This is a genomic window from Bacillus cereus group sp. Sample62 (assembly GCF_036851315.1).
GTDB lineage: Bacteria > Bacillota > Bacilli > Bacillales > Bacillaceae_G > Bacillus_A > Bacillus_A wiedmannii.
Map to the genome: position 1 here is coordinate 2,752,636 of NZ_JAFLPK010000001.1, position 18,847 is coordinate 2,771,482.

The window sequence follows — 18,847 nt, forward strand, 5'->3', positions numbered from 1 at the left end:
CAGGTAAAGGTGATAAAAATGACACAATGCATCATATGCAGAAAAGATACGAAAGAACTTAGTGAACAATATGTCATCCCCGAAATATTATGTGGATATTATTTCACAAACTCAATTTGTGATACTTGCCATGAACAAATGACAACAAATATTGATCGTCCCTTAATTCGGCATAAATTAAGTCAATTTAAGATTGAGCAAATGAAAAAACAAATTGATTCCCCGCTCTATACGAATGAACATGGTGAGGAACTTGCGGCTGCTGAGACAGATGTTGTTGAAGTAAGTGATGAAATACTTTATTCCAATGCATTAATTATGAAACTATGTAAAAAGCACGATATTTCACTTCATAATGAAATTTGGAAAGAAGAACGTGTAACGAAAGTAGCTAGCTCTATTCAACGTGAATTACTTTTAGATAACCGTAAATACAAAATGAGTGTATTAAAAATGGCTTATACTTTCGCTGTACAAGCAGTTGATGGCTATTTTGAAGATCCAGATGCGATTGATATTTCTAACATTCTATCAAATGCCGATTTTGTGGAATTAAAAGAAAAAAGTATAGTTCGCGATTTAAGTAAAAGTTCTTTATGGAATACATTAAATACAAATAGCGAGAACCATTACTTTATTTTATTAAGTGATAAAGATGGCCTGTTCTGTTTCATTCGTCTATTTGATATATTTGACGTTGTCGTTCATTTATCAGAAAAGAGATATGAACTTTCATCTCCAATTGTCGGCGTAAATGATGTAAATAGGCAGGAATTTTATGTCCAAACTTTAAAACAGTATATGGATGGGCTATTTAAAGAAAAAAAACCTACTATTTAATCGAAATAAGAACATACGGTCTCCTTTCTTGACGAAAAGACACTGTGTTATAATAAGCATGAAAAGAACAATACAATCACATAAACCAATTATTAATTGTAAATAAATAAAAAAGACCAGTGTGCGGCTACACACTAGTCCACGTAACTTAGCAGATTGGATTGTTCATTTATCCTATTTGTTTCTTACAAACAAAACAACCCACATTCTATTGGCATAGGTGGGTTGTTATTTTTTGAGCTTGTCTATTAAAACGACGACGAACGTTAACAATGCAACGAGAAACAGTCCACCCTGCAGTAGCAACGCTATTTCACTCACGTATTATCACCCCCCTCCTATTCGGAGAAGTGATAATTGAACAACCAACCGTACCTTAAGTTACTATTTAATTTTACCATATTTTCTAATAGTTTACGATGAAAACCCGCAAGTGAAATACTTGCGGGTTTTTTCAACCTGTATTAACAGGCAGTAAACAAAATGAAGCAAAACTTAGGTGAAACTTTAATTCTCACTATTTTTTTAGTGCAAATGCATCAGCAATCATTTCGCCAACAATTTTATTTTCTTGTTTCTTTTCTTCTTTCAATAAAGGGAATAACAGTTCTGCCACTTCATATGCCTCTTCTAAATGGGGGTATCCCGATAAAACAAATGTATCAATTCCTAACGCTTCATATTCTTTTATTCTTTCTGCTACTGTATGCGGATCTCCAACAAGCGCAGTACCAGCACCACCTCTTACAAGCCCAATTCCAGCCCATAAGTTAGGACTTATCTCTAACGACTCTCTCGTTCCTTTATTTAAATGTGTCATTCGTTTTTGTCCAACTGAATCATATCTTGCAAATGTTTTTTGAGCGAGCTCAATTGTTTCATTATCTACATATTGAATTAACCTTTCAGCCTCTTCCCATGCTTCTTCTTCTGTCTCTCTTACAATTACGTGTAGTCTAATACCAAATCGTACGTTACGCCCCTTCTCTTCCGCAAGTTTTTTTACTTCATCTATTTTCTCTTTCACTTGCTCTGGTGGCTCTCCCCAAGTTAAATATACATCACTATGTTCAGCCGCAACTTCTTTACCTGCAGCGGACGATCCGCCAAAATAAATTGGTGGATACGGTGTTTGAACCGGAGGAAATACAACTTTACTATCCGTAACTTTAATATGTTTTCCTTCTAAAGAAATACTTTCACCTTGCAAGGTCGATTTCCAAACTTTTAAAAATTCATCCGCTGCTTCATATCTTTCATCGTGTTCAAGATACAATCCATCACCTTGCAATTCAACAGGATCTCCTCCAGCTACTACATTAATAAGTAATCTCCCATCTGAAATTCTATCAAATGTAGATGCCATCCTCGCTGCAACTGTCGGTGACATAAGTCCCGGTCTAACTGCTACTAAAAATTTTAGCTTTTCTGTTTCAGCTGCAAGAGCTGACGCTAATACCCATGGATCTTCACACCCTTGACCAGTTGGAAGTAATACACCGGTATATCCTAAATAATCAGCTGCTTGTGCAACTTGTTTATAGTAACCATATTCAGCTGCTCTTCCTCTCTTTGTTGTACCTAAATATCGACCATCTCCATAAGCCGGAATAAACCATAATAATTCCATTTTTTTGCACACCCCTTTATTAATTTGAAACGTATATTAAAGAACTCTATATAAATTACCCCTAATAATTTATATGTTAATTCCCTGCCTCACCTTTAAAATTATCTCGCCATCTTAAAAACTTCACTTCTAATAAACGTACGAGTGAATCAGAAAACTTCCCAACGAATGCAAAGATGATAATACCGACAAATACGATATCTGTATTTGAAAATTGCCTTGCATCCATTATCATATAGCCAATACCTTCTGTAGATCCCATAAGTTCTGCTACTACTAAACTCACCCATGCAACTCCTAATGATAATCTTGCTCCAAGTAATAAGTTCGGCAATGCAGCAGGTAAAATCAATTTTGTAATTAATTTTCTTTTACTAAACTCTAACACTCTCGCAACATCATATAACTTCGAATCTACACCTCGTATTCCTAAAAATGCATTTACGTATAAAGGGAAAAATGCACCGTCCGCAATTAATAATACTTTCGATGTTTCTCCAAAACCGAACCATAATACGAAAAGCGGTGCAACTGCCAAATGAGGTACAGTTCTTAACATTTGTACAGATGGATCTAAATATTGCTCACTTCTCGTTGAAAATCCAACAATCGTTCCTAAAATAATTCCTAAACTCCCGCCGATAAAGAAACCAGCCGCAGCCCTGAATACACTGAAACTTAAATGACCGAATAACTCTCCTGTTTTTATAAGTTCTTGAAAAGCTAGTAATATATCTAATGGTGTTGGTAAAACTGTTTTAGAAACTAAATCGAATACGCCAGCTAACTGCCAAATAATTAATACGATAATCGGTATAGTAATCGCTCTTACTAGCACTTTTACATTCGTCTTTCGCACTTTCTTTACATTGTTTTTCTCAATCGTTATCCTCGTTGGTTTCATAACCGCTTTCGTATTTTCCAATTTATAAAACCTCTTTTCACTTCGCCTTTAACGCTTTTTCTACGAAAGAATTATCTACAACTTTATCTGTCTTAATTTCTTTCTTTATAGAACCGAGCTTATATTGAAAATCCGCTGTTTTTTGCTGTTCTGCTATTATTTCCTTCGTAACTGGAACTAAAATTGGTTTGTCGTGATTAAACACTTCTTTTACAATTTCTGCATCTATTTTCTTTGCAGAAGTATATATTTTTATTGCTTCATCTAAGTTTGACTCTTGCCATACACGTGCTTTTTCATAAACTTTGAGAAACTTCTCAACTAATTCAGGATGCTCTTTCGCAAACTTTGTTCTCGTAATTAAAAACTCTGGAGAAGATACATTTAATAGTTCACCATCTGCAATCACCTTCGTTCCTTTATTTACCGTATGTAATGATATGAAAGGATCCCAAATTGCCCATGCATCTACTGATCCTGCTTCAAATGCTGGCTGTGCTTCATCTGGTTGTAACTGTATGACATTTACATCTTTCGCATTGATACCTTCTTTATCTAGAGCTCGATACAATAAATTAAAAGCACTACTTCCTTTTGCAACTGCAATTTTTTTACCTTTTAATTCTTTTACACTCGTAATCTTGCTCTCCTTTTGTACAAGAATTCCTGTTCCTTTTCTCGCATAACTTGTATTAGCAATTTCGGTAAATTCAATACCTGCTGCTTGCGCAGAAATAACTGGGGAGTTCCCAACTTCACCAAAGTCTAATCGATTTGATGCGATCGCTTCAAAATAGGGAGGTCCGCTTTGAAACTCTGTCCATTTCACTTTAACCCCTTCTTTTTTAAACTCCTCTTCAAACCAACCTTTTTTTTGAGCCAGTAATAAAGGGCTTAATCCTTGCTGTATACCAATTTGTACTGTTACATCTTCCTTCTTACTACTTGCTGTGCTTTTTTCACATCCGAACAAAAATAAAGAAATAGCTAAAGCAAAAGAAAGAACTTTGATTTTTTTATACATATATACTCACTCTTTCCCTATATACTTGTTTGAATTAGTCCCCCGTGTTTAAACTGCTGTAATACTTTCTTTCGAATTTCTTGGAATGACTCCGAAGTTTTACTACGCGGATAAGGTAAATTATTTTCAATCACTTTATGTATTTTTCCAGGTTTTGCACTCATGATTATAATTCGGTTCGAAAGATATATTGCTTCGTCTATATCATGTGTAACGAATATCATTGTCGTCTTTTTTTGTTCCCAAATGTTGAGCAGCACTTCTTGCAAATGACTTCGGGTAAATGCATCCAATGCTCCAAAAGGTTCATCAAGCAATAATACATTTGGATCCCTTAACAACGCTCTTGCAATCGCAACACGTTGTGACATCCCGCCTGATATTTCTTTCGGATATGATTTTTCAAAACCGTCTAACCGAACGATTTCAACCCATTCCTTTACCTTACCCTTCACATATTTATCTTTTAATGACAAATCAGCTGCAATGTTTTCTTCAACTGTTAACCAAGGAAACAATCGATGCTCTTGAAATATAAACCCTTGCTTCTTACTCGGTTTTGTTATGTGCTCCCCATCAATAATAATTTCACCTTCAAAATCGTTGTCTAAACCAGCAACAATTTTTAATAATGTACTTTTTCCGCAACCACTCGGGCCAATTACTGTGACAAAATCCCCTCTCTCTAATTGAAAATTAATATTCTCTAATACTTGAACAGTACCAGTTTGTTTCGAAAAATATTTTGATACCTCATTAATTGAAACAGTCAATTCTTCCCCTCCTTGAAATGATTCATCTAAATGAATAGATTCGATATTTATACAATAAAAAAACCAAAGGCATTTTATCAACAGATAAAATGCCTTTGGTTTCTCCAATCAGCAATACGTTATGGAATTAAGTACATATTATACAAATATTTCCGATAAGTCAACTGGGTTTTATTAAAACATACGCATAATTTGTTTGAACATCTTGAATATTGTTTATTTGAAAGCTATTTTTTATGGTCCTTAATCCACTGTAGCCAATAAGAAAACTCACATGCTAAATGCATTTGATGCGATTTAATAAGACCATTAGGACAAAGTGCTGGAAACTCTACAACTAGACTTACTTCTATTCCAGTATCTGTATCTTTAAATTGATGTCGAACTCCACCAATAATAGTACCATCTTTCATACGTGCAACACCTGTTGATTGGTATTGATAAGACTTATCTCTAGGTGTCTTCAATCCCGTTTCGTCACCAAAAACAATAAAAAATTGAACTGGAAACGGAGAATTACCAGTAGTTTCGATAACCTCTAATTCATTTTCCCCAAAGGGTCTTAGTACATAGTGATCGGGACAAGCTGATAAATTCACTTGATCATTTTCACGTGATTGTTCAAGCATAAAACTATCAATCCCATTTATCGCTTCTTCTGCTGTAATCCCTTCTAAATAGATATTTGTTTTTGAAAATTTTCGTCTATCGCCAGATAAAACTGTACAAATACGCATACCCATTTCACTTAATTTAAGTTTAGATTTCAACTTATCATACATCTCATTGTATGAATAATTTAACTTTAGTTCTGTTAGTTTCTTTATCATAACGTCTGTATCATTTAATTCTGGCACTTTATGTCCTAATGTATTTAAAACTTTTTTAATCCGTTCTCTTTTCCACTTTGTAAGTTGATCATTCGAAATATTGTTTCCATCAATCATAATCTTCATATATATTCTCCTTCTCTTTGATCGTATCGTAGTGTATTTAATACTAAATTAATCATTTCTTGCTTCGTATCTAAATTCAAATTCACCTCTGAATGAGCAATACTGCTAAGACCGTATAAAATAAATCCAGAAGCTAATAATGAGTTATCAGTATTAAAAATCCCCGTTTTCACCCCTTCTTCAATCACTTGTCGAATTTGTGGCTGAATTCGTGTGAATAATTTCTGTTCCAGTTGAAAATGTTGTTCCGTCTGAAAAGAACTCACATTTTTATAGGGTGCTAATTTTTCAATAAATGTCCAAAATATATTTATAGAATCTTTCATCTTTTGCATGACAGACCGTTCATTTGAAACAAGTATTTCTTCAATTAACTCCATATTTTTCACAATAAACTCATTTAAAACTTCATCAACAAAATTGTCTTTAGACTTAAAGTAATAATAAAATAAACCTGTTGCTACACCAGCATGATTCACAACATCTTTTATGCTAAATCCTTTCATACCATTTTTCATATATAGTTCAAAGCCAATATCCATTAATTCTTGGCGTCTTACATCTGGATCTTTTGATATTCTTTTCATATGTTATCTCCTACTATGTTTTTTCCTATGACTGAATCTGATTCAGTCAATCTTTAGTTTCTATATTTAACAATCAATTTAAAAACTAAACAACGAAATTTCTATAAAAAAAGAGTACTCCCAAAAAATACGCTTCTAACCTTAGATTTATCAAAAAAGTTAGATCATATAACTTGAGACTACTCAATTCCATTAAACACGTATTCTATTTTCAAATCGATTACACTTTAGTTTAACCTCACCCTTTCTGTTTCTACAATCATTTGAGGTAGCGTCTTTTGAATTATTTCCTCTAATACATGAAGAGCTTCATTCACATAACCACCCTCAAAACCTTCTAAAGGCTCAGGTAACTCATCTTCATCTAAAATAAAATATTCTCCACTTGGAAGTACCAAAATATCAATAATTAAATCTTCAAATGACACTAATTCGTCTGTTATTTGTGTATTTTTTACAACATTAAAATAAGAGCCTAAATACATTCCATTCTTATCTCTCCATATGTATAAATTGTACGGACGATCTTCCCAGTAGTATGCAATAGTGTAACTTCCTTTTGGGATTGTTAGACCCTCACTACGTGCAGTCATTGTAAATGAATACTGAACCTCATGAAATAACACGATACTTTGCAACTGCTTTTCAAGTAATAAGCAAGTGTGATCTACTATTGTCGAGTCATATCGGATTTTTCTTTCTACAATTTTACTTTTAAGTGTTAGTAATTTATTCATTTTTTGTTTCCCCTTATGCTATGTCTAATCTTAATTATATCCATTTATATAGTCATAAAGAAGTATTTGATCTCCAATTACACAATAAAAACTCCCTCTTATTTTAGAAGGAGTTTTTCACTGTCCATGTTTCATATTTTTTCACTTCTAATGGAAGCTCATTTGTTTTCAGCCACTCTACTGCACTACATACAAGCGGAGATGAATTGCCTTCTGTAATGCTTTCGATAGGAATCCATCTAACTCCTGATGAATCTTGTTCTTCAAATTGTTCAGGTACTACGAATTCACCTTCGCACCTTTCAACACCGTAAAAAACTGCGATATGATGTACATGTGTGTACTCCTTGAATTTTGATGGAAATTGAAAATCAATTGTACCTATTTGTTTTACTACCGTTACATTTAGCCCGGTCTCCTCTTTAATCTCTCTATGCAGTCCAACTAATAATGATTCCCCATCTTCTAAACTACCACCAGGCAGATCATACCGACTTCTATATGGACCTTTAATTTTATCGATTACTAATATGTTATTACTTTCGATACAAATACCGTACACACCGAACGCCCGATGAAAATTAATAGCATTATTCACGTTACAACTTCTCCGTAACCGCATCATAAAATTTCCGTTCCTCATCAACATTTAAGTGAACACGACTTACTGTTTTAGAAAATCCATATAACAATTGAGCTTTCACTGGCTCTTTTAGTATGATTTCAAATGTTGGAGGTTCCTTTATAAATTCCATCACAGTTGCGTCAAGAACCTCTTTCTCTTCTTCTTTCTTTAAAGGTTCGCCTTTATAAAACGCAATTTTATCAATTTTTGTAAATGGTATAACAATTTTCTTTCCTAATCCGATTTGAATGATTACTCGTTCTTCTGTAACAATAATTGGATTTTTACGCATTGCTTGTATTTCAGCTAAAAAATAAAACATTGCATATACGTTTAATAAAAGTATAATCCATGCTATTACTGGATTCCATTGATGAAGCAAATAATGAAAACCGATACTTTCTATTAAGGTCGCATGAATGATCATAATATATACGCCTAGTGCACCAGTCTTTTTGTGATATGAGTATACAGATTCACCTTTCGGTACTGTTGCACGCCACGATAAAAATGAATAATAGATTAACTTACACTCTGTTACAATGATATCTACTAATTTATTTCTTTTCATAGTAGCATCAAACGCTGCATCAATCGCATAAGAAAATGAAGAATATTCTCTTCTATATTCTTTATATCTTTTGATTGTATTAGGGAGCACTTTAACGATTTTATAGAGAAGGAATAGTTCTAGACCTACAAAAGCAATTTCTCCTGCAACTATAATATAAGACACGTTTGAAAAAGCTTGTAAATAGTCGCTTGGAATAATAAATCTCGCAAATATATATCCAGCTATCACTACAGGAAATATATACGTTAATGAGTATCTTTTTCGAATAATAAAGAAATATGTAATAACCGGAATTACAAACATACAATCTAATAAAGAACCAAGTACTACTTCTTTCGGAGCGGCTGGTACAATCGGAAGGGCATACAATAAATAGTTTGATAACAAGATTAAAGATACGAGTCCAATCCAAATACCTTTTCGCCTTCGTGATAGTGTGGCATTCATACGTTCACTCCTCTATTTAAAAACCTCGTTTAAATGATCTTTATAAAATGTAATCGCACGTTCAAATTCTTTAACTTCGTCTACTTTTATAACCGTTTCAAGTAATAATTTCATCGCGGATTCATGATCGTTAACGTTATATTTTGCTAATGACAAAAATACTTTCATCACATCATTATCTGGAAACTGCTGCAAACCTGTTTCTAAAACAGTAATTGCTTTATCATACTCACCTATACAACGATATGTACTACCAAGGCCGATATATGCGCCGCAAAGTGATTCCCCTTCAAGACCGTTTGCAATTGCCTGTTCATAATACGGCATAGCTTCTGTTTCAAGACCCATTACATCATGTATCCAGGCACATTGATAAAGTACTTCTGCATCCCTCGTAAAGTTTGTTAATCCAATGAGTATCTCTTTAGACTGCGCATATTTCTTTTCTTTCCGGAGTTTAATAGCTTGCTTTAATAAATGTTCCATAGAATCCACTCCTCACCAATTATTTTATGTATTCATCTTAAATGGTTAACGTTTGTGTAAAAGTAAAATTCTCATAAATTAAAGTTTCGCTTACCCATATATACTATGCGGATTCACTCTTATCCAAATACTTAAAATTATAAAGCAGTAATGTGATTACATAGTACTTCTAACCTTTTGACAATTTCTTTCGCCGTTTCATCTTTCCCATTACATAACTTCCCATTACCGTCCTGTCCAATTACGTAGTGCACCGCTCCGCGTGAATATAAAGAATGCGGTGAATTTGCAATCATTACATTTGCCTTAGATTCTTTCATTCTATTTTTCGCTCTTTCAAACAATTCTTCTTCATTTACATCACTTTCAAGTTTAAAGCCAACGAGTACGATTTCTGGATCCCACTCTTTTATTTGCTTTAATACTTTTGGAGCCTTTTGAAAATGAATAATTGGCGCTATATCACTTGAGATTTTTCCATTCATATCAAGAACGCTTCCGTCTTGATCACAAATCTTATCCACAATCCAATCTGATCCAGCAGCTGCCATAATGACCGCATCGACCTTTTCATGCGTAATAATACTTTTCATTTTATCTTGTAAATCAACAATTCCTTCGAATGGGTGTAATTCTAATTGATTATTTATATCGTTTGGTTTCTCGGCAAAATAACCGTGTAAATATATAACATGTGCTCCTTTACTTATAAGCTCTTCTGCAATTATTCTTCCAATTGTTCCTTTTGCCATATTCGTATGACCACGCACTTGGTCCCATTTTTCTAAACAACCACCACTTGTAATTAATACCTTTTTCCCCTTCATTATAACCATCCCTTACTGATTTTTCTTGCGAAACCATTCTGTTCCAAAATCAACGATATCACGTTGTTTCATAAGACGGCACTTTGCGTTTCCTATTTTCCCCATTGTTACAGTACCCTTTTGCTCAAACTCTACACCGATTTCTACAAACTTATCAGAATCGTAATCCATATCAACAAACTCTTTCCATACTCTTTCACCATTTTCTATAATAGGTGCTCCTACTTTTATTAATTCACATGCACCAGAACGTACTTCAGATAAATGTACAGACGTGTTGGAATCATAACCAACACCAATTAATAATATGTACCCGTCTAAATCATATATTTTTCTTAATGGAGATTCCTCTCCTAAACTCATCGATAGTGACTGATTCATCGTTATTTCTTCTGCGTGTTTTCCCCATGCAGCAAAACTTCCTAATGGATGATTGCTGCGAACTACATTCGGATATGTACGAAAACATTCAACTACTTTTCCCATTGCCCTTGTTGGTGTTATATGTGGCTCAAACGCCGGGACGTTATCTCGAATAATTTGCCACCATTCTTCAGGTACAGGTGGTCTTGACCAATGTTTCGGATCAGATAAATCCGAAGATTGAGTTGGCATAATAATTGTTCCCTCTTCCGTAATAACTTTCATTAACGCCTCTACTACCGCAACGGCTCCGCCAGATACCCAGCCAATAGAACTGAGCGAAGAATGCACAATAACCGTCATTCCTTTTTCTAACCCTAATTCTCTTAAATCATTTGTAATTGTCTTGATTGTATTTGGCAATTGTGTACTTGCCACTATGTCATTCATTTTCACGATTGTTCCCCCATTTTTTAAAACTACTACATACATATATTATCATATTTTTCTTAATTTTTAACTTAATCATTTTTTCATACTTATAAAATATCGAACTATAAAAACAAATTGATTTTTAAAATATATAGCAAGGGCGTTTTACATCTCTTAAAAACATGTAGTTTTTATCAATTAACAAAAATTCTTAAAAATCAATTACAAATATAACACCTAAAAAAAGAATCACATATTATGTTAGTGATTCTTTTTCTATAAGAGAACGATGCCCCATTTCAACAAAAAAATGGCATGTTTAATTTTAAAATGTGCTTCTTATAAACATTTTAAAATTTATGTATTTAAATCTCGAACTTCAGGAACATTGGAAGTTATTTTTGCCCTTGTAGTTGTTCTACTATAGTTTTTGCCTGTGTATCGAGTCTCTGGGCCGCTTCACCAATACCATTGAATTCATGAACTGCTTGTTCTATACATGAGTAACTTTCAGTAACACTCTTTTCTGATTGTAGAGTCCCTGCACTAATCTTTTGTACCTGCTTAGTTATATTCTCTACATTAAAGTGTACATCTTTAGTTGCGTTTTTAACTTTATTTGCCAAATTACGAACTTCATTTGCAACAACATTAAAACCACTACCATAAGTACCCGCATGAGCGGCCTGAATTCCAGCATTTAATGCTAATAAATTTGTTTGTGTGGCAATTTCATTAATCGTTTTCACCATGTCGCGTATAATATTAGTTTGTTCGTTAAGCTCTTGTAATAATTTCATATTGTCATTAGTTTGTTCAACTATTTGTTTAATGACCGCGGAAACCATATAACTACGCTTAATCCCTTCTTGCGCACGTTCCTTTAGATTTTCCGCCATCTCTTGCAATTCATGCGTTATCTTTGCCGTGCCATCTTCACGTGCAGTAATATCTGTAGCGACTTTAATAACCGCTTGAATCTCTCCATTATTATCTACAACAGGGGTATATGTCGCTTCTAGCCATATAGTTTTCCCTTGTTTCGTAATTCTCTGTATTTTCCTTTGAAATGAAACTCCATTCCGAAAATTTCTCCAAAAGATATCATATTCTGGACTTTGAACAAACTGTGCAGTACAAAACTGGCGATGATGACTGTTTAATAGTTCATCCACTTCATAGCCCATTGCATATGCAAAATTATGATTTGCCCATATTACTTTTCCATAGGGATCAAACTCTATCATAGCTAGTGAACGTTCTAATGCTGCAAGTACCTCCCCTTGATTTAATACTTGAGTACTAAGTGAAGTAGTTTTGGAAATATACTCACTCTTCATATGTTTCTCCCCATTTCAAAAATAAATTAAATATCATCGCATCTCCATTTAATATGTCACTATCGAATTATACTAATATTTATATAATTTGTCCCACTTTAATTAGTATATATCAACGATTTTTAATAATATTTTTTTCAAAATAAAAAGAGCACTTTTAATTTCAAAGTGCTCTACCATTAATGCTTTTTTTCATATGTTTCTTACCCTTCAATTGTAACCCCTGTAAACATCGATAAGTTTCCCGTTATTTTCTCGCCTACACGTAAAAATAACCCTGCGGCTCTCCCGCTAATACAGTGTGAACCAATTAATAGTTTACCAGTATACGGACCATCCCATGTGTCAATTGTATAGTCAGGCATTTCTATGTATTGCTGATATATTTTCCGTTGTTCAAAGTAATACTCCGTTTTATCTTCAGCTAATAGTTCATCATTTTCGTATATAGATACCCCTCCGCCTTCACGGCCGTATAAAGGTTTAGAAACATATGATACATTTCTGTCTATAAACGGTTTATTTGTAAAATATGTTGGTAAGAAGTAGTTCTGAATGATTTCTCGCTCTTCTTTCTCAAAGAAAACTCCCTCTTCGAACAGTTGCCAAATTAATGCGAGTACACTTTTATTTTGCATAAGAAAAGCAGCAGGTGGATTAATAATTTTCACTCTTCCTTGCGCTATATGATCTAAAAGCTGAAGTCCAATTCTTTTCCCATTTTTATCGGTATCTGACACTAAATATTCGATTGGATATAGTCTATATAAATAATGGATTCGTTCACCATTTGGTGTATATATACCATCATCTGCAACGACGATATCTTGTATTCCTATATAGTCCGTTGATTGATCTAAGCAATAGTTTCTTAAAAATTGAACTGTTTGATGATCTTCATCATGCCAATCATAACTAGTAAAATATATCGTCTCTATAGGACTTATATTATAGTCATGTTTAATTTGTTCCCACGCCTGCACAATATGCTCTTCTATATGATTCGGATGGTTCACATCGTGATAACGGCACAACACTTCATTCGCGACAGACGGCTCTAAATAACCTGTTGGTGTGTCACAATTTACTTCTATTAACTTTATATCTTCACCATTTACGATAAAGTCAAACCTTGTAAAATATGAAAACAAACCAATATGTTTCATTCTCGCAATTTCCCACGTTTCAGCTGGAAATCCTAGTTTTTGAAAATCTTCTGTCGTATTGACAATATATTGATACGTTCTATATAACACGTACATAACTTCCTCTGTCGCTTTTGAAATAGCAGTATAAGTTTTTACTGGCATACGATACATACCTGTTGCCATATATTGATTCCATTCTTCATTTTCTAATAGACTCGGCCATGTAAAACCATCCCGACCAGCCTCTTCCGCAAGTGAAAACCATACTTTCATATACTCTTTCTGCTCTTGTTCTGTATACATGATCCTATTATCCTTTCGTGTTATGATCCGGCTGGCGCTTTTGCGTTTCCAATTCCACTTGAACCAGAATTCACTTTCGGCGTTTGAGTAGTAGATGATTTCGGCGTATTTGTATCTGGCGTCACTTTATTTGATGTACTCGGCTGTTGTTTGTTTAAATCTACTTTATTGGAAGAATTATTGTTGTTACTGTTAGTTCCACCGTAGTATCCTCCACCGCCGCTGCCACCAGTTCTACTTTGGTCTTTTTCACGATATGGAATAATATTATTTGCATACGGTTTCTTCATTACATTGGGTTTTGCTGTATAATTCATATTTGAAGTTCTGCTTGCTAATAAATATCCTGCTACGAATGGCAGTATCGGTAAATGTGAGTTTTCATTATACGATGAAAACGATGGATTAATTTCCTTGCATAACTCATCATTTTCTACATTTTCATTGGTAGGAGTTTTATCATCACAATGTAAAGCTTCTTGTTCATTGCCTTGCTTTGCACCATCTGTTTTAACAGCGGTACTTTCTTTCTGTGCAGTTTCTTCTTCATAATCACCACACCCAGTTAATAAAAATGATGATACTCCTATTGAAGCAGCGACTTTTATAAATTTACTTTTATCCATTCTCATGTGTTATACACCTAATTTCTTTTATCTATATTTTTCCATATAACTTTATTATATAATGTATATGTTAATTTTTTCAAACTAAACCCTATATGCACATTTGCATATTTCATGCTTTTTATTCCATGAATAAAAACAAACTATCATTAGATTATAATTTTATTTATAGACTATAAAAAATTGAAAGACGACCTAATACCCAGGTCGTCTTTCAATTTTTTTATTTTTATATATTAAACGTCTCAATAACATCTCTAATGGTCCATTCAGATTATTTTTTTCCATTATTGTAGCTAATATGACAGACAATATCCAAATACTTACAGCTATCAATGCAGCAAAAGCGTTACTTACATGCCCTCCTAAATCAAATGCTACAGGTGATAAAAGTATAACAAGCAGTGCCTCATTCAAAACAAAAAATGTTAATGAACGCTTTCCTAGAGCAATTAATGAACGGCTTAAGTACCCTAGATTTTTCAATCTGCTCCCTATTATACCGAAACCCGTTGCATATGCTAATCCTCCAACAATTCCAGTTAAAATATGAATTCCATTTATCATTCCAGCTGTAAATACACTTGGATACCATATAGTCCCTATAAAAGATAGAGGCAAAGCACCTATTAAGGATATTGTTAATCCTATAATTGTTATAAAATATAATTTTTTCAAATGTTGCTTTGGTTTTATTAATAACTGATATCTAGCAATCCACAAACCAAGAATTACCGAAGGAAGAATTGGGAACATAAAATGGATGAGAACAGGTATAACAGGAAAGAAAAGTAATCGTAACATTGTAGTACTTAGATACGTGTCTTTTGCTGAAACATCTGGTGAAAAACCGTAATCGCCTATTGCTTGCATATTAAATCCCCATATTATTGGAATAAAAATGGTATACAATATAGTGATAATCATAAATGTTCGAATTAATGTTTTCATTTTACACTTTAATAGTGGACTAACAAGAAGACCAGCTAAACCATACGCCATTAGAATATCTTGCCCTCCAATTAAGACCGCTAACACAATCCCAAACAGTATTAAATACCAAGAGCGTCTTCTTACTATTTTTACAGCTTGATTTTCATTTTTCCCTTTTGATATTTGCCCTTCAAGTGCTAGAACCAAACCGTAGCCTAATAATACGGCAAACATTGCTCTTGCACGGTTATCAATTATGAATATACCAAAAAGGTTTACAATTTGATCAAAGAAACTACCGCTTTCCACCCTATGCATAATTCCAGGATCTACAGCATATAAATAAAGCGGTGCATGAGCAAGTACGATTAATAGTAACATAGTACCCCTTGCTAAATCTAAAGAGACCGCACGCTTCTTCTCAATTGCTCCATTATTTATTGATTTACTCATATTTTACTTCCTTCCTTAGCATCAACTAACCTTTCTTACATTTTTGTCAAAAACTAATAACTAGTTGCTATTAAAATTAGAAAAAATAAAGTGAAACTTTAATCAGTGGAGCTTTTGTTCATCCACGCACTGATTATTATCCCCGTACCAATTGGCGTTTACGGGCTTCAGGGCTTCCACCTAGCTTCCTTACTCCAGCCGAATTTTGAGGTGGGAGTTTTACTGTCCACAAATAGCGGGATACATATAAAACGAACTACTTCTTCAAATTCTATTCCGGATATTATATTCTAAAATGATTTTAATATGTTTTATTTTTAAAATACAAATGAAATCTTTCAATCCCCGGATATTTTTCTCCTAAACTTTTAACCTGAAAACCAATTTTTTTATAAAATTCTACTGCCTCATTGTCTGTCTCTGCTTCTATATAAGTTAATTGAAGCATTTTTACTACTTCTTTTATCATTTGCAACGCAATTCCTTTATTACGAAATTGTGGAGCGACTGCTATGTGACATATTCTCGCTTTATTTGCTCCGATTATTTCAATACCTATACAAGCCTCTTCTTCATATCTGTACAAAGTCCCTTTATTACTTTCATAATATAATACTGCTTTCTTTAAGCTAGTTTCATTTGGCCCGACTGCATACTGTAACACATTTAAAATTGGATCTTTCTCAATTTGTTCCACTCGTTGCAAATTCATTTCTACATTCCTTTCCATGAAAAAAGATTAGCTCTTTCTATAAAGAGCTAATCTCATTACGCCGTTATTTTTTCTTCTTTTTTCACAACGACCGCTACATAACTATGTAGTATCATTCCGACAATAACAAGACTCATTCCGATCCAAGATAAAGATGACGGAATTGGCGCAGATAGCAAGATGAGCTCTCCTACTAGCGCAAATAAAACTTCACCGGACTGTGTTGCTTCTACTGTTGCTAGTTTTTGTGGATCATCTTTTACAAGATCTGTCGCAAAGAAGAATAGTACTGTCGCGATTAAACCAGAACTAACTGCTACAATAAAGCATTGGAAAACTTGACTACTTGACGGTAGCCCGCCTGTTGATACTTCATAACCTGATAGTAAAAACCAAAATGGTAAACTTGCTAATGTCATACCAAGAACCCGCTGGAATACATCTAATTCGCCTTTACAAACTTGCATCATTTTTCGATTTCCAAGAGGATATGCAAACGCTGCAATAAGTACAGGAACTACACATAAAACGGTTTCTCGAATTCCTAATGAAGAAGCATGTTCTACTTGCATGAGTACAACACCGCATAAAATAACCCCAGACATAACTAATTCCTTTATTGGAAGTTTTTTATGTAATGGATCTACTGCAAAAAATGGTGTTAACAAAATTCCTGCGACAATCGTAATTTGCCAAGTTGATGCAACAAGCCAACCAGGTCCAAATGCTCCGGCAAAACTAAGTGGTGCATAGAAGAGACCAAATCCAACGATACTCCACACTAACCATTCTTTCGGATTATTTTTCATATATTGAAAGAGTTGCTTTAAGTTCCCTCTATACATGACAATAAGTAAAAGCATTGGAACCATAAAATAGTACCGTAATGAAGCACTCCAAATCCAGCTTCCACCTTCTAAGTCCATCGCCCGGTTTAAAACAAAGGTAAAGGCAAAGAAAAATGATGCCAATATCCCTACTGCAATAGCTTTCATTATAAAACCCCTTGTTTAGTTTCTTCTTATACTATACAACAAATTAAATATAATTAAAATTCGAAATCTTTATCTCGCATCTATTCTAGCTCTATATAGTTTTCTTAACTGACTAATATGAGCTTGATGGTACCGATTATAATCGGCTATATGCCATATTCCCCACCTTATAGTCGCAGTTTCTCCCTTCTCATAAAAAACTTCCCTTGTTAAATCATTTTCTGTTAGTTTCATACACTCCTCATAAAACATATGTTGCACCGCTTCATAATCTTGCATTAATTCTTGTAATTTATACTTGCTTAAACTAGGCAATCCTCCCATTTCATTCAACATTGGTCCATATTTATTTTCAAATGTCGGTGGAACTTCCTCTCCTTTTAAACGGTACACCCAGTGTAAATCGACTATTGCTAAATGCTGAAGTAGTTGCCTAATACTGTTTTCATTATTTTCTGACCTTTTGAAGGACAGTTCTTTCACATTAGTACCTTCTACTACCTTTTGCAGTCGTTTAAATGTATCAGTAACCGTCGCATACAAAATCGCTACTTGCGGGTTCATGTTTTTTTCTAAATGGAGATCTTTCATACTAAACTCCCTCTATTAAAAGAACAAGACCATATGTTCATCATCACTATACATACCATTCATCTTTATAGCTCTCTTTTCAATTCCATACGTTTTAAAGCCCATTGATTCATACAATTTTTTTGCTGGTTCGTTTGTAGATACAACACCTAAGTTCAATTGTTCTAAGTTCATTTCTCTTGCTCTTTCAATTGCCTTACGTATTAACTCACGTGCAAGGCCACTTCTTCGATTACCTGCATCTACATACATCGCAACGATATGACCTTTATGTTTATACGCCTCTTTTTCTTCAGTTAGTAAAGTGACAACTCCAACTAATTGATGATCCTCATTAAAAGCACCGAATGTACAACTAGTAGTAGCTGTTAAATTACCTTCCACTCGTTTAATAGGATTTTCCTGGCGAATCGCCTCTTCATAAGTTGTTACAAATGCCTCTGGGTTTACTTGTAATGCTTGTAAACGTAAGTCCCAATATTGTTCCGCATCTTCTTTCGTAAGTAATCGGATCATATTTCTCCAGCCCCTTTAAGTTAAC

The 18,847-nt window shown here is 33.9% G+C and carries 22 protein-coding genes; 1 reads left to right on the forward strand and 21 read right to left on the reverse strand.

Annotated elements, in window-relative coordinates:
- The first annotated feature begins 18 nt into the window (after positions 1 to 18).
- Positions 19 to 840, forward strand: a complete 822-nt coding sequence (locus J0835_RS14005) for an HNH endonuclease (RefSeq protein WP_087980754.1) — start codon at positions 19 to 21, stop codon at positions 838 to 840.
- 228 nt (positions 841 to 1,068) lie between these two features.
- On the opposite strand, the gene J0835_RS14010 is transcribed toward J0835_RS14005, so the two are convergent.
- The 21 genes from J0835_RS14010 to J0835_RS14110 all read right to left on the reverse strand — a co-directional run bounded on the left by J0835_RS14010 (position 1,069) and on the right by J0835_RS14110 (position 18,822).
- The gene (locus J0835_RS14010; RefSeq protein WP_001289320.1) at positions 1,069 to 1,161 is read right to left on the reverse strand and encodes a putative holin-like toxin; all 93 of its coding nucleotides are present in this window, start codon (positions 1,159 to 1,161) and stop codon (positions 1,069 to 1,071) included.
- Positions 1,162 to 1,357: 196 nt separating this feature from the next.
- On the reverse strand, positions 1,358 to 2,470 hold the full coding sequence (ssuD, locus tag J0835_RS14015) for an FMNH2-dependent alkanesulfonate monooxygenase (RefSeq protein ID WP_087980755.1): 1,113 nt from the start codon (positions 2,468 to 2,470) through the stop codon (positions 1,358 to 1,360).
- A gap of 76 nt (positions 2,471 to 2,546) precedes the next feature.
- Entirely contained in the window at positions 2,547 to 3,395 is an 849-nt protein-coding gene (locus J0835_RS14020; protein WP_087980756.1) for an ABC transporter permease, read from the reverse strand.
- A gap of 16 nt (positions 3,396 to 3,411) precedes the next feature.
- The gene (locus tag J0835_RS14025; RefSeq protein ID WP_087980757.1) at positions 3,412 to 4,398 is read right to left on the reverse strand and encodes an aliphatic sulfonate ABC transporter substrate-binding protein; all 987 of its coding nucleotides are present in this window, start codon (positions 4,396 to 4,398) and stop codon (positions 3,412 to 3,414) included.
- Between the two features lie 17 nt (positions 4,399 to 4,415).
- Positions 4,416 to 5,171, reverse strand: a complete 756-nt coding sequence (locus J0835_RS14030) for an ABC transporter ATP-binding protein (RefSeq protein ID WP_087980758.1) — start codon at positions 5,169 to 5,171, stop codon at positions 4,416 to 4,418.
- Positions 5,172 to 5,398: 227 nt separating this feature from the next.
- Positions 5,399 to 6,127 carry a hypothetical protein gene (locus tag J0835_RS14035; protein ID WP_087980759.1) on the reverse strand — a complete coding sequence of 243 codons (729 nt, stop codon included), beginning with the start codon at positions 6,125 to 6,127 and terminating at the stop codon, positions 5,399 to 5,401.
- Entirely contained in the window at positions 6,124 to 6,714 is a 591-nt protein-coding gene (locus tag J0835_RS14040) for a TetR/AcrR family transcriptional regulator (RefSeq protein WP_087980760.1), read from the reverse strand. Before J0835_RS14040 ends, J0835_RS14035 begins: the two co-directional genes overlap by 4 nt.
- Positions 6,715 to 6,941: 227 nt before the next feature.
- Positions 6,942 to 7,451 (reverse strand): DUF402 domain-containing protein, encoded by a 510-nt coding sequence (locus tag J0835_RS14045; protein ID WP_087980761.1) that lies wholly within the window; start codon positions 7,449 to 7,451, stop codon positions 6,942 to 6,944.
- Positions 7,452 to 7,554: 103 nt separating this feature from the next.
- Entirely contained in the window at positions 7,555 to 8,049 is a 495-nt protein-coding gene (locus J0835_RS14050; protein ID WP_087980762.1) for an NUDIX hydrolase, read from the reverse strand.
- Position 8,050: 1 nt separating this feature from the next.
- The gene (locus tag J0835_RS14055) at positions 8,051 to 9,097 is read right to left on the reverse strand and encodes a hypothetical protein (RefSeq protein WP_087980763.1); all 1,047 of its coding nucleotides are present in this window, start codon (positions 9,095 to 9,097) and stop codon (positions 8,051 to 8,053) included.
- 12 nt (positions 9,098 to 9,109) lie between these two features.
- Positions 9,110 to 9,583: a tetratricopeptide repeat protein gene (locus J0835_RS14060; protein WP_140386784.1), complete on the reverse strand. Its 474-nt coding sequence runs from the start codon at positions 9,581 to 9,583 to the stop codon at positions 9,110 to 9,112.
- A 137-nt stretch (positions 9,584 to 9,720) separates the two neighbouring features.
- The gene (locus J0835_RS14065) at positions 9,721 to 10,410 is read right to left on the reverse strand and encodes a phosphopantothenoylcysteine decarboxylase domain-containing protein (protein WP_087980765.1); all 690 of its coding nucleotides are present in this window, start codon (positions 10,408 to 10,410) and stop codon (positions 9,721 to 9,723) included.
- Positions 10,411 to 10,422: 12 nt separating this feature from the next.
- Entirely contained in the window at positions 10,423 to 11,223 is an 801-nt protein-coding gene (aacC, locus tag J0835_RS14070) for a BA2930 family N-acetyltransferase (RefSeq protein ID WP_140386798.1), read from the reverse strand.
- A gap of 377 nt (positions 11,224 to 11,600) precedes the next feature.
- Complete coding sequence (locus J0835_RS14075; protein WP_087980767.1) at positions 11,601 to 12,545, reverse strand: methyl-accepting chemotaxis protein; 945 nt, start codon at positions 12,543 to 12,545, stop codon at positions 11,601 to 11,603.
- Between the two features lie 203 nt (positions 12,546 to 12,748).
- On the reverse strand, positions 12,749 to 13,996 hold the full coding sequence (locus J0835_RS14080) for a glutathionylspermidine synthase family protein (RefSeq protein WP_087980768.1): 1,248 nt from the start codon (positions 13,994 to 13,996) through the stop codon (positions 12,749 to 12,751).
- Positions 13,997 to 14,016: 20 nt separating this feature from the next.
- Positions 14,017 to 14,628, reverse strand: a complete 612-nt coding sequence (locus tag J0835_RS14085) for a hypothetical protein (RefSeq protein WP_060749002.1) — start codon at positions 14,626 to 14,628, stop codon at positions 14,017 to 14,019.
- A gap of 189 nt (positions 14,629 to 14,817) precedes the next feature.
- On the reverse strand, positions 14,818 to 16,008 hold the full coding sequence (locus J0835_RS14090) for a DUF418 domain-containing protein (protein WP_087980769.1): 1,191 nt from the start codon (positions 16,006 to 16,008) through the stop codon (positions 14,818 to 14,820).
- 301 nt (positions 16,009 to 16,309) lie between these two features.
- Complete coding sequence (locus J0835_RS14095; RefSeq protein ID WP_087980844.1) at positions 16,310 to 16,720, reverse strand: GNAT family N-acetyltransferase; 411 nt, start codon at positions 16,718 to 16,720, stop codon at positions 16,310 to 16,312.
- Between the two features lie 56 nt (positions 16,721 to 16,776).
- The gene (locus J0835_RS14100; protein ID WP_087980770.1) at positions 16,777 to 17,715 is read right to left on the reverse strand and encodes a DMT family transporter; all 939 of its coding nucleotides are present in this window, start codon (positions 17,713 to 17,715) and stop codon (positions 16,777 to 16,779) included.
- Between the two features lie 69 nt (positions 17,716 to 17,784).
- A complete protein-coding gene (locus tag J0835_RS14105) occupies positions 17,785 to 18,306 on the reverse strand; it encodes a DinB family protein (protein ID WP_087980771.1) in 522 nt (173 codons plus the stop codon).
- A 15-nt stretch (positions 18,307 to 18,321) separates the two neighbouring features.
- Positions 18,322 to 18,822 carry a GNAT family N-acetyltransferase gene (locus tag J0835_RS14110; protein WP_087980772.1) on the reverse strand — a complete coding sequence of 167 codons (501 nt, stop codon included), beginning with the start codon at positions 18,820 to 18,822 and terminating at the stop codon, positions 18,322 to 18,324.
- Positions 18,823 to 18,847 lie beyond the last annotated feature (25 nt).